Raw genomic sequence first — 11,719 nt, 5'->3', positions numbered from 1 at the left:
GTGACGCAGTGACCACCAAAATGATCTGACCGGCGCAGGCCGGCAGAGGGCAAGGTGCAACAACAGGCGATGAACCCTTGGGACGAAATCCCGAAACGAGTGAAGCTACTGCCCCCAATGCGCTCAAGCGCGTAAACTTGATTTGGCTCCTCGTTCCGCGGATCTCATCGAGGCCAGCGGCCATATTGTGCCGCGCGCAAAGGCCGGACATATGACCGCACCGTCCCAATGTGTGAAATCGACTGAAAAAGCTCTTGCCTCGCGGGCCGTTCCACATATGGGGGCAAGGTCAGAACCTGATCGGCACGCCGCAGCAAGTCGCTGAACGGATCATCGAGCTCAAGCATGCCGGCGCCGACCTGATCCTGCTCGGGTTCCTGCACTTCCAGGAAGAGGTCGAATATTTCGGCAAGCATGTGATCCCGCTGGTCCGCGAACTCGAGACAAGGACGCCCGTACGCGTTCAGGCTGCCGAATAGGTGTAAAGCGAGGGGCAGCCACGTGATGGCGATTGCGACAGGGACGCTGAAGCAGCTGAACAGCGAGCAGGGGCTTTCAATCCTGGTCGCGGAACAGAATTCGACGGTGGCGCTGCGCTTTGCCGACCATGCTGTCGTGCTTGAGAGCGGCCGTAGCGTGCTGTCCGGCTCGTCAGTCGAATTGCACAGCCGCGACGACATCAAGGCCCTTTACCTCGGCGGTTCGCCGCAAACCGACGCCGCCGAGAAACCGCTCATCCATGCCGTTGTCGCAGTTTGACGAAACACAAGGGAGAATGACCAATGGCTAACGACAATCTTGCTCGCAAGTTCGATTCTGACATCTATTCTCGGCTGGATGCCGCGATTGATGCGACCGTAAAGGTCAATGCCGATCGCAATGATCTGGAAAGTCGCTTTCCAAGAGAAAATCTGAGGGCATTGGCGGAAGCCGGCTGGACCGGCGTGTTGAATGAATCACGCTTTGGGGGCCTCGCTCTTGGCCATGTTGATTTTGCCGAAGCCGCTTACCGGATCGGACAGGCCGATGCATCGACCGGCCTCGTCTATGTCATGCATGTCGGCGCGGCTCAGACGATCAGCCTGTTTGGTAACGACGACCAGAAGGAGCGCTGGCTCAAGGCGAACAATGGCGCCCTGCTTGGCACATATTCGACCAGCGAGCGCGCCACCGGTGGGCACTGGTGGTACAACCTCTCCGAGGCATCGCGCGAAGGCGACAATTATCTCCTCAACGCAGAAAAGTCGTTCACAACGAGTTCCGGCCAAGCTGATTTCAGCTTCGCGACAGCGTTGACGGGAACACCATCATCTTCTTCCAGTTCCGTCAGTGCCATCAAGATCATCATTTGCGGACCTGTAATGCCGAGCGCATTCGCCTGGTAGGACCGAAGATCGTCAAGGCATATGTCGATCGATCTGATCTCCCATGTGAAGCGCCTCAGTAGATCCTGACTCACGCGCAGCTCCTTCCGGAGGCGTGTCGCTAATCCAGGCAGCTTGGGTGGCATCTGATCTCAGGAGCTCCATCCTCGAAACGATTGGCTGCTGGCCGGGCTCAACAAAAGGGGACCGATCTTCGCTGATCGCTTCGACGTCCCAAGCGCCCGATCTAAAATCAATCGCCACACTCGGACGAGTTCGTTCCGGTTCGATATCTAAGAGGAGGAGCCCCGGTCCAACTTGGACTGTATCACGTCACTTCACCTAATTGTCGTAACTAAATCCGTCAAATACTTGAGAATGTCCGCAGGATTTTCGTAGATCGCGCCGCTTGTGCGCAGTTATTCTGCAGACATATCCTTGATGTCGCGAATCGTAGACAGCGAGTTCGAGCTCGGGTTGCGCAGGATGTCCTTGCCATAAGCGCCCCAAAGAACGAGACTGATCTCGCACAGCTTCATCGGGGCACGGGTCCCCACGGCCTTGCGGCGAGCCCGCCGTTTGCGGACGGTGAGCCCTTCCTCGCGGTAAAGAGAAGTGGGTGCCGATCCAGAAGGACATGGCCAAGCTCGGCATCAACTTCAAGGACAACTGGGTTATCAGTGGTCGAGACCTTCGCCGAATTGGTCGGGCTGGTTTAACTGCGGACCTCTTTGGCTAAGGGGCAGCAGGTGCAGCAGCCGCAGTTTCCTGTTGCTTCTTCAGCTCCGCGACTTTCGCCAGCACAGCCGCCCAGCGCGGCGCAGAGCGCCGCAATCGCAAATTGACGCATGAAAAATTACCCCCAAGACCGGAGGCGACTATAGGGCGAGGGACCCGAGAGCAGCAACAATTCTTTGACCGCCGCCCCCCAACGGCTTGGGGGTAGCAGGGTCGCATACCGCATAATATATAGCGGTCGAATCGCATCAAAGCAGTTGATGACGGCCCGAATCGAGGGATTGTGACAACCTGCAAAAAACGCAAGGCTTGATTCCCTAGCGTCTAACGCTAGTAATTCGTTAAGAATTGCTCGCGCGACTCGAATAGTCGCAGATCTGGGGAGGAACTATGGCAAGGCGGGTTAACGGCCCGTTAACCATAAACGACGACAGTCAGTTCGTCGACGACCAACCCATTGAAAAGAATTCGAACAGCCACTTTAACGCAGGCCTACTGCAACGAATGGTCGTGCTTGGTTGTTCTGTAGATCCGGTCCGCCGGAAAAAAGGAGGCGGTGCCCATGAGACACCGCCCCAAGTCACTGAGATGCGGACTGTTCAGCTTAGCTGGGCAGTCCGCGGCAGTGGGCGATGACCCACTCCCATTTACCGAGGCGGAACCGTGTGTAAGCGCGAACGCTTACAGGGCGGGTGCCGCCACAGTGCGGGTAGTGAAACATGCTGTTTCACCTCCTTTCCGAGATCGCGCCAGGATCGAGCCTGGCCCTCCTTCGACGAGCGAAGCCGCCGAAATCCATGTAAGTCGTGACGACTTCCACGCATCGCGGAGTGGGCGATTCGGATGCACCATCTAGCTAAATGAACGAATCGTCAGAGAGTCGCAAGGGTGGTTGGCTGCTATCCAGCTTTTTCAGTGGAAGGGCGCGGTGATTCGCGCCCAGTTACCAATGGCGAGAAGGTAACTGCGGCCGAGATCGAGAAGCTGAACAAGTAGTTGGCCACGATCTTGACAGCACTGTCCCCGACGCTGCCGGTGGTGCGGATGTGGTCTCGCAGTTTGACGGCACCTGTCGTTTATGACACGTGCGTCCCGCCCTGAGGTGGGCGCATGATTGCTGCTAAACGAGGGCCATTGCTGTGCAGCGCTACTATCTTCCGATTATCCATAACGGACAACTACAGGCGGACGATGCCGGCGAGATGTTTGGCTCAGCCGCTCTCGCGAGCCAGTACGGCGCCCGGGTCGCTCATGAGATCGGCAGCGATCCCGAGTACGATCCAGGGAGTGGCACAGTGGTAATAGTTGTCGATAGCGCCGGTGTAGAGATCGCGCGGCATGCGGTTGACCGAGCTGCCTGGTAAACTTCCCACCGTGGGAAGTTTAGCTCAGGTCACTTTGCGGCTTGTGTGAACGACCCTGGTGCTGGCGACTCCTTTACTTCCGTTTTCGCTGTTCTCGGCCAAGCCACTCTTGGTAAGCTTGGTCAACCGATATGCCCTTGCGTCGCGCAGTCCGATAGAACCTGTTGAACTGCTTGCGCGATGGTGATGGAACGCCGGTCTCGTCTCGATGTTGCTTGTTGGCAGCCATCGAGAGCAGCACTGCGAATGGAAGCAGGATCAGGCCGATTATTACGCCTATATGCATCTTGGTATTTCCTCGCAGGATGAGCAGTCAACCGTGGTTCTACGATCAAGCCTTTGCGCCACGCAGTTTTTCAACAATGGAAACTACGTTCATCCTTTCCAACTCGTCGAAATATTTAGCCGTCGCAAACCGATTGATAATAAACTGACCATGATAGGCGACCCAAAGTCACCTCGGGGGGCATGAGATTTGTGTCGATCACGGTGCTTTGTGGAGAATATGAAAAGCTGGGCGGCGATCTTTTTCAGCGTTGATCTCCTGCAACCTGGTCCAGTGACGTTTGGTAGCTTCCTCTGACAGAATGTATTCGCCGCCCTGCATTACTCCAATTAGGGCGAAGACACCGGCGCCTTGATGTTGAAGTAACGGTATATCGTCCTCAGGTCCATCGCGCCCCAAGACGAGGCCGCCAAAACGTGCGTCCATAATTCTCCTTCGCTCCAGTTCTGCAAAAAAACTGAAGGTATCCGAAGCGAGGCAGCGCGGGAGTAGAGCAATTGGGACACTCTTCGGAATCCAAAGGCAATTGGGCCGAGCAGTGTGTGCATGCCGTGCTGGTGGCGAGGCCGGGGTTCGTATCATTCAATGCAATTTACTCCAATGCATCTAGCGCCTACCGCGACACCCGCACGTCGCCGTAGCGTTCCTCAACCGGCCGCTCACCATCAAAGTCAGTGTGAGCGAGTAGGGCGCCAACACCGAACAGCACCATGCCGCCAATCCAGACGAGGCACGTAGCCGTTAAATAGGCGGACGTCCCAACGCCGATACTGCCTGTGAGCCCAAATAGCGTGCCTGCGTTGAACAACAGTCCGATGACGCCCCAGAACCAGAACAGTACGGCGAGCAATCCCTTTGAAGCGCCGTGGTGGCTTCTCAGCCGAAACGTGCGCTCCCACGTACCTTTTCGTTTAAATAGCCCATTTGAAATCCCCAAACATCGCGGCAACCTTACGGGGTGGGGGCGGGGCTGGGCAACCATGATCTTGGTCCGCCCACAGAGCACGGTGACCTGACACAGGATCTCCTATATACGAACCACCCGGGGCGCATGGAGTGCAGCGATGTCAGACGAAGAGTATGACTATCCCGGCCGGATCGCTGAGATCGAAATAGACAATTCGGCGGCAGTCTGCATTGAGCAAATTGACGATGAGATCACGGTCGTCATCGCGAAGCATTGTGGGCCTTCATTTCCAGGTGACGGCGGCGCAAGCGCTTGAGTTGTCCCGGGCGCTCGCTGCTGCAGCGGAGAATGCGGAAAAATTCCGTAAGTCAGCTGGATGATGTAGGCAAATCGTTGATGATGGGCCTACGCCGCTTCTTGCTCAGCCTGGCTGGCGGGTTGCGCGCAATTTAGGATGTGGACGCCGGGGCACCCCCAAGAAGGGGTTGAATTTTAGCCGAATCGGGGCAAGGTGTCCGCGGGCTTGAACACCCGGACTAGCACTACTTTGGCAGATTTGGTTTGTGCTGTGGTTTTTCACGGATTCGTCTTCTGCAGTGCGGGCATCGCTGCGATGGCGGCCGGAGAATGAGATCGACGATGGCGTGGCGTACGGCGGGCATGGTTGGTTGAGGCGGAGGCCCGTTGATTCTTTTTTTTCCGTCCCGCATGTGCGAGGCGACGGTGCTGCAAGAAGGCGTAGGCAATCATTGTCATCAGGGCGTGGCGATGAAGACCCTGCCATGATCGCCCTTCGAAGTGATCAAGCCCAAGCTCCTCCTTCAACTGCTGATGCGCCTGCTCACAAATCCATCGTGCCTTGATGGTGGCGGCCAGTGTGCGCAGATCCGTCGCCGCAGGGAGGTTGGCGAGATAGTATTTCTTCTCCCCTGAGGCACGCTGCTCGCCAATGAGCCAAGCTTCGTCGCCCGGGAGATGCTGCTGACCCTTATCCCAGATTCGCTGCGGAGGGCCGTCGGCGGTGCGGACACGGAGAGCAGCAAATCGGGCTTTCAGCCGACCTTTCGTCCCGCTGCGCCAACTCACGGTTTTCCATTTGGCGCTCGCCAGCATGAAGATATCCGGCACGTGGTGCTTTCGTGGTTTCCCGCGGACTTTGGTAATCGGCCAAATGAGCTTCACATCAACCGGATACACGTTGAGGTGCCGAGGGATGCCGACGGCCCAGGCCAATCCCCGTTCTGTTAGCCCTTGTCGAAATGGTGCGCTGAGCCCGTATCCTGCATCCGCCAGCACACATCCAAAGCGCACGTTGGCTGCCATCGCTCGATCAACCTCAGCCAAAGCGATTTCTAGCTTGGATCTTGCCGTTCGGTGTTCGATCGGCACCCGAGCACGCATCAAACGAGACACATTGCCTGTCCAACTCTCGGGTAGAAAGAGACGCAATGCGACCATCACGGGCACTTCGCCGCGCGCAAGGGTCAGCGACACCAGCGTTTGGCAATTTGCCGTTTTGCCAAGAGAGGACGCATATTGAGCCGCGACACCAACCGAGCGTTCGCCCTTTTTCGGCATTGCGGTGTCATCAATGACTAATACCGCATCCTTGCCGCCGACAAGCCGATCCGCCTGGTTGAGCAGCTCAGATTCCAGCGGTGATGCGTCCCAGACACCGTCGGCGATAAAATGGTGCAGCTGATCGTAGTTGCCGGTTGCAAGGCGTTCTGCCATCGGCTGAACGCTCTTGCGATCGCCCGGGCCGATCAATCCCGCAACGTACAGGGGACACATCCGCTGCCGGGTCTTATGACCCAACCGGTCCAGGAACGGCTTCAGCCAGCGTTCGAGTTCGTCTTCCCATTCCGCCATGGTCAGCCCTCCAAGAGCCGACCACCCATGAATCATTGAAAAATCGATTCGGGAATCCTAATAAAGAGCCCAAACCCAACAATCTGCCAAAGTAGTGCTAGGCGCGCCCGTCATCGACCCGCCCGGAAAGCTCGCAGTAATACAGCGGATGACATCCTCGGGTGACGGCAATTCGCCACGGATGGTGCTGACCAGTTGGTGCACGGTCTTGTAGCTTTCGATGTGCATGAGGCTTGGCACATGAACACTTCCGATGCGGCAGACGCGACCAAGATCGTTCCGCATGAGGTCCACGATCATGAGATTTTCGGCCCAGCTCTTCTCGTCCAAGCGCAATTCTTCAGCGATCCGGTCGTCTTCGTCCGGGACTTCGTGTCGAGGCGCGATGCCCTTGATAGGCTTGGTCTCGACAACGAGGTTGCGATCGATCCGCAGGAATCTTTCCGGGGAAGAGCTGGCAACGCAAATATCTCCAAGCCTGAGGAAAGCGGAGTATGGGGCCGGATTTCTCCGCCTTAGGATTCGCTACAGGTTGAGCGGGTCGATCTCTGTCTCGACGGTGATCTCGTTGGTCAGACAGATCTCGTAGGTCTCGCCAGCTCGGATCTTGGAAAGGCATTTTTCGATGTTTTGCAAGTATCGGACCCGTCCTGACGAAGCTTGAACTGAATTGGACCCCGATTTGCGTGGAGGGAGGACGGGGAGACGCCAGCAGCAGGTTCAATGCCGTGGATCTCCCGCTCGGTCTTGCTGATCCAAAGGGCAGCATCGTCGGACAATCCTGTCTCGATGTCGGGATAGAGCGCAACGATGTGGATGCGGCCATTCTCATGATCAAAGGCGAGGAATCTTGTGCAGAAGATGAAGACTGCATCCGGATATTTCGATGGTCGTGAGCTGACGCCGCAGGTGAGTGACTTCAGTTCATAGCCGAAATAGCCCACGTGGCCACCTTTGAAGGGAATGTCTTGCACATCAGCCTGATCTTTCAGCTTGTGCGCGGCACGTCTAACGGCGAGAAATTCGAAAATCGATTTGGAGATGATCATTGGTGATGCCTCGCCGTCGCGAGTGATCCCAATTTCCTGGCGAGTTGCATCGTAGCATCCCAGATAGCTGCCCGGCCCGCTAAGCCCTCCCATGAAGGACCACCGCGACACCCCGGGCACCAGCATGCTGCTGTCCAGCCAGAAAGCAGGCTGCGCACCACCAAAGAGACGCACGAAAACATCCTCAGCGCTTGCGGTGCATGAGGCCGTTGAACTTCTCGCCCTATACGTCGCCGTCTTGAAGAGAAGGTTGCTGGCGCGCGGGACGTTCATTTCAGGACCCCGCCAGTGCTCTGAGCGAGGATGGGGGCGCGGACGAGGCGCACAGATCAGAGAGGAAGTTGGCAAAAAGTTCTCGTCCGTATTGGGAGCAGATGGATTCCGGGTGAAACTGCACACCGTAGTGAGGCGCCTGCCGATGGCGTAGCCCCATAATCACGCCATCCTCACACATAGCACTACATTCAAGGCATTCCGGAAGCTCACTTGTCACTGCCAGAGAATGGTATCTGGTCACATTGAAAGAGCGCGGCAGCCCTTCGAATAGGCCCCTTCCGGAGGTTGTGATGCTGCGGATCCGGCCATGGAGCGGCTCTGGTGCGCGGGCAACGGATGCACCATGAAAATGGGCAATGCATTGATGTCCCAGCACACGCCCAAGACCGGAACGGCGCTCCCGGCCAAAACATCCATCGTTGAGCCGACATCCTTGGAATTTTGAGGACTTCCTGGGCCGGGTGAGAGAATGATCCGCTCATGAGGTATTTTGCGGATTTCGCTCCATGGCACTGTGTTATCCAAGACAATGACTTCCCTACCATTCACCTCGCCGACCATCTGGGCAATGTTGAATGTAAAGGAGTCGAAATTGTCGATCAGGATCACCGATCTCTCAAAGCCTCTCTCGTTTGCTGGCATCTCCATTTCCTGCTGCGCGCGGCTAATCCCATACAACGGAGAACTCCGCTGCGGTGAACGGCAGCGGCATGACCCAGCGTCGCGGTAGATGCGTGCTTCTCTGATCTGCTACGGCTCGAGAAGGCGCAGGGCGTTACTCTGCTGGATCCTACCTGAGCATGCTGTACTTTTGCCGCTGACACGTCAGCTCATTATGTCCATTGCGAGAGCCGACTTTGGTCGCTGCGAGAGTCTTTGTACCTGAGCTTGATCAGGCCAGCATTCGTTATCCGATTGTCCTCCTATCTCTCATCTCGATCAATCACCAGTGCTGGTAGTTGACGGGGGCGCAAAGCTACCGGGCTAAGATTCCGCCATATTGAAGAGGCTGCCATCGGCGCCCTCATCGTGAAGGCGAAGTAGATCGCATTCGGCACGAATGTCGGCGGAGAGTTCTTCTCGATCGCCAGCTGTGGCAAGCGCAGCACGTTCGGAAGCCACCGCTTGTCGGCCCGCAACCGCTCGGCGGCTTCCGCCATCGCGGGCTTCTTCAAGTAGACGAGTTGCGCGACCGACATGCCTACGCGGACGGCATCGACGATAACCGCCGTATCACCGGTCCAAGGTCGTTTGCCGCGTCGGCTGCCAGTGCGGCGCCATATCCAGCGAGACCTCCTCAAAGAGTGCCTCGGCGTGCGTACGCGTCCGGTGACTTTCAATTACCCACAAATGCTTGGCTCGACCGCGATCCGATCGAAAAAACTTGAAACGGATGAATCGCTTGTGATTCGTTGTCGGGCAGCCACCGCAAACCTTTGCCATCGTTGGGGTCGAACAGCTCGCGGGTGTGAGCACCCCACGATGGCGGGGCTTCCGCCGACCTTCGTGTAGAAGATCGCACCCGGCTTGAAGCAGTACTTGAGGGCTTCCTGCAGCGACTTGCGACCCGTGACGGTCAGCGGCGCGAAGCCGCCGCGCATCTTCTCGATCCGGACCATCGGGTCGTAGTCGGCGCGAGGCTTGCCTTCCAAGCCGCGCGCAGCTTTTCAAAAGAGAGATATTCCTTGCTGCCAGGCTCGAAGTAGCTGGGGCCGACGATAAAGATGCAGTGCAGGTGCACCATGAAAAGGCCCGTCTGTCCGTTGCCTGATTTCGAGCGCGCGCAGCCAGGCAAGTAAGGCCCGCCTTATCGCAACCGTGCGCATCAAACTGCGGTAGGCTTCGGGGATCTGGTTGACCGCGACCCAGAGGTCGTATGCCGGCACAGCCCGGGTCGTGAGGGTGCCCATCAAGGGCCGTGAGCCAGGGTTCTAGCGGATGTACCCTCGATCGCGGCGCCCTTCTCCTCGACCAGCTTGGCGGCCCGGCGGCGTTGAGCCGTCGGGCAGACGAGGTGGTTGCACTCGTTCATGGCGCGAAAGACCGCCTGTGCGGCGTCGATCTCTCCGTCCTCAAGCGCGTCGGCGATGCTCGGCCAGACTTGGATCTTAGTGCGCGGAACCTGCGGTCCCGCCACCGAGTTGCGCCACGAGCCAATCTGCAAAGGCTCGTACCGCAGATCTCTGTCGGCTGGCCCGTGGGTAGATCAGGCGATGGCCGACGTAGCGGATATCCTTGGCGCGTCCTGCCAGTGGCGCAACCAGTCGCCCGCTCGCCAGTTCGCGTTCGGCCAAAAGGGTTGATTCCATCGCTACTCCCAATCCCTCCGCGGCCGTTGCGATTGCCAGAAAGCTGCGATCAAACCTCATGCCGTGCAGGGCGGGGGCTTCCAATCCGTTGGCGGTAAACCATTGGTGCCATTGCACCTGCTTCACGTCGGAGCGGATCAGCGTCTGATCGAGGAGATCGGCCGGCTTCCTTATCGATTTTGCGAGAGCAGGGGAGCAGAGCGGGGTGACCGTTTCCTCGGGGAGAGGAACAACCTCCACGCCCTCCGCCCGCGGCGGACCGTAGACGATATCGATGTCGAAATCATCGTTGCTGAAGCGAGCGTAGTCCGTGCTCGCAGCCAGCCGCACTTCGAGCTTCGGATAGGCGGCGAGAAATTGTGCGAGGCGTGGTGCCAGCCACTGCGCAGCAAAACTAGGTGCCGAATGGACGCGCACCAATTGCGGTCCGCGCGCGGCGACTTCCTCGAGGCCACGGCGGAGCTGATCAAATGCCGCTCCCGTGTGGCGCATCAGGTTTTCGCCGGCTGGCGTGAGCCGCACTGACCGCGCGCTGCGCTCGAACAGAACGGTCCGAAGCGTGTCCTCCAGTTTGCGGATGGCATGACTGACCGCACTCGGTGTCAGGTGAAGCTCATTCGCCGCATCGCGAAAGGATCCGGTGCGGGCGGCGGCTTCAAAGGCGCGAATTGCCGATATCGGGACATTCGACAGCATCCCATAAGTGAACCAGATTCATCGATCCGTGACAACTGTGCGTTTGTCTGTTGCGCGTCCGCGGTTCATTGGTCTTGCCAAGGAAAAAACATTAGTGGGAGGAACTGATGCTGCTCAGGGGTAAGACGGCCATCATTTCGGGCGCGGCCTCGCCGCGCGGCATCGGGCTTGCCACGGCGCGCCGGTTCGCTACCGAGGGCGCTCGGGTCGCCATTCTCGACATTGACGCGAGCGCGGCGGCGGACACCGCGGCATCGCTTGGCAAGTCCCACATTGGGCTGCGATGCGACGTCGCCGACAAATCATCCTGCGAGCAGGCCGTCGCTCGCGCGATCGAATCCTTCGGAAACATCGATATCCTCATCAACAATGCGGGCATCACCCAGCCGGTCAAGTTCCTGGATATCTCGCCGGCTGATTGGGATCGCATTCAGGACGTCAATCTGAAGGGCATTCTGTTCCTCTCCCAGGCGGTGATCCCGCACATGCGCGTGCGCAAGTCCGGATCGATCGCCTGCATGTCGTCGGTTTCGGCCCAGCGTGGAGGGGGAATTTTTGGTGGCCCGCATTATTCGGCGGCCAAGGCTGGCGTGCTCGGTCTCGCCAAGGCGATGGCCCGTGAGTTCGGCGCGGACGGCATCCGCGTCAATTGCGTAACGCCCGGCCTGATCGGCACCGATATCACCGCGGGCAAGCTGACCGACGAGATGACGGCGAAGATCCTGGAAGGCATTCCGCTCAATCGTCTTGGCACGGCAGACGACGTCGCCGGCATTTACACCTTCCTGGCCTCGGATCTCTCCGCCTACGTGACTGGTGCCGTGATCGACGTCAACGGCGGCATGCTCATCCACTGAG

At 58.2% G+C, this 11,719-nt stretch carries 11 protein-coding genes and 2 pseudogenes; 6 read left to right on the top strand and 7 right to left on the bottom strand.

Annotated features, from left to right (window positions below):
* Window positions 1-293 precede the first annotated feature (293 nt).
* The 3 genes and pseudogenes from I6F21_RS08835 to I6F21_RS08825 form a co-directional block, all read left to right on the top strand.
* A pseudogene (locus I6F21_RS08835) lies at window positions 294-479 on the top strand (dimethyl sulfone monooxygenase SfnG); the annotation flags it as partial.
* Window positions 480-525: 46 nt separating this feature from the next.
* A pseudogene (locus tag I6F21_RS08830) lies at window positions 526-759 on the top strand (ABC transporter ATP-binding protein); the annotation flags it as partial.
* 23 nt (window positions 760-782) lie between these two features.
* A complete protein-coding gene (locus tag I6F21_RS08825) occupies window positions 783-1,385 on the top strand; it encodes an acyl-CoA dehydrogenase family protein (protein ID WP_225131106.1) in 603 nt (200 codons plus the stop codon).
* 2,565 nt (window positions 1,386-3,950) lie between these two features.
* Here the strand turns inward: I6F21_RS08825 and I6F21_RS08820 are convergent.
* Complete coding sequence (locus I6F21_RS08820) at window positions 3,951-4,178, bottom strand: hypothetical protein (RefSeq protein ID WP_225143636.1); 228 nt, start codon at window positions 4,176-4,178, stop codon at window positions 3,951-3,953.
* A 638-nt stretch (window positions 4,179-4,816) separates the two neighbouring features.
* Here I6F21_RS08820 and I6F21_RS08815 point away from each other — a divergent pair.
* Entirely contained in the window at window positions 4,817-4,975 is a 159-nt protein-coding gene (locus I6F21_RS08815) for a hypothetical protein (protein ID WP_225143638.1), read from the top strand.
* Window positions 4,976-5,235: 260 nt separating this feature from the next.
* Here I6F21_RS08815 and I6F21_RS08810 read toward each other — a convergent pair whose 3' ends face one another.
* Window positions 5,236-6,567, bottom strand: a complete 1,332-nt coding sequence (locus I6F21_RS08810; protein ID WP_225183019.1) for an IS701 family transposase — start codon at window positions 6,565-6,567, stop codon at window positions 5,236-5,238.
* Between the two features lie 204 nt (window positions 6,568-6,771).
* Between I6F21_RS08810 and I6F21_RS38680 the strand changes: the two genes are divergently transcribed.
* Window positions 6,772-7,050: a hypothetical protein gene (locus tag I6F21_RS38680; protein WP_249782204.1), complete on the top strand. Its 279-nt coding sequence runs from the start codon at window positions 6,772-6,774 to the stop codon at window positions 7,048-7,050.
* Window positions 7,051-7,103: 53 nt separating this feature from the next.
* Here I6F21_RS38680 and I6F21_RS08800 read toward each other — a convergent pair whose 3' ends face one another.
* The 5 genes from I6F21_RS08800 to I6F21_RS08780 all read right to left on the bottom strand — a co-directional run bounded on the left by I6F21_RS08800 (window position 7,104) and on the right by I6F21_RS08780 (window position 10,861).
* A complete protein-coding gene (locus I6F21_RS08800; protein ID WP_346656764.1) occupies window positions 7,104-7,754 on the bottom strand; it encodes a hypothetical protein in 651 nt (216 codons plus the stop codon).
* A gap of 339 nt (window positions 7,755-8,093) precedes the next feature.
* Complete coding sequence (locus tag I6F21_RS38675; RefSeq protein ID WP_249782203.1) at window positions 8,094-8,465, bottom strand: hypothetical protein; 372 nt, start codon at window positions 8,463-8,465, stop codon at window positions 8,094-8,096.
* Between the two features lie 314 nt (window positions 8,466-8,779).
* Window positions 8,780-9,055, bottom strand: coding sequence for a hypothetical protein (locus tag I6F21_RS08790; protein ID WP_225143518.1), 276 nt, complete (start codon window positions 9,053-9,055; stop codon window positions 8,780-8,782).
* A 141-nt stretch (window positions 9,056-9,196) separates the two neighbouring features.
* Window positions 9,197-9,508 (bottom strand): protein rep, encoded by a 312-nt coding sequence (locus I6F21_RS08785; protein WP_225143516.1) that lies wholly within the window; start codon window positions 9,506-9,508, stop codon window positions 9,197-9,199.
* Between the two features lie 456 nt (window positions 9,509-9,964).
* Complete coding sequence (locus I6F21_RS08780; RefSeq protein ID WP_225143514.1) at window positions 9,965-10,861, bottom strand: LysR substrate-binding domain-containing protein; 897 nt, start codon at window positions 10,859-10,861, stop codon at window positions 9,965-9,967.
* A gap of 107 nt (window positions 10,862-10,968) precedes the next feature.
* Here I6F21_RS08780 and I6F21_RS08775 point away from each other — a divergent pair, with 107 nt between their 5' ends.
* The gene (locus I6F21_RS08775) at window positions 10,969-11,718 is read left to right on the top strand and encodes a glucose 1-dehydrogenase (RefSeq protein WP_225145651.1); all 750 of its coding nucleotides are present in this window, start codon (window positions 10,969-10,971) and stop codon (window positions 11,716-11,718) included.
* Window position 11,719 lies beyond the last annotated feature (1 nt).

The organism is Bradyrhizobium sp. NBAIM03, from assembly GCF_020194055.1.
Classification (GTDB): domain Bacteria; phylum Pseudomonadota; class Alphaproteobacteria; order Rhizobiales; family Xanthobacteraceae; genus Bradyrhizobium; species Bradyrhizobium yuanmingense.
Note: the sequence above shows the minus strand (reverse complement) of the source record. Positions and strands in the feature narration are given on the sequence as shown.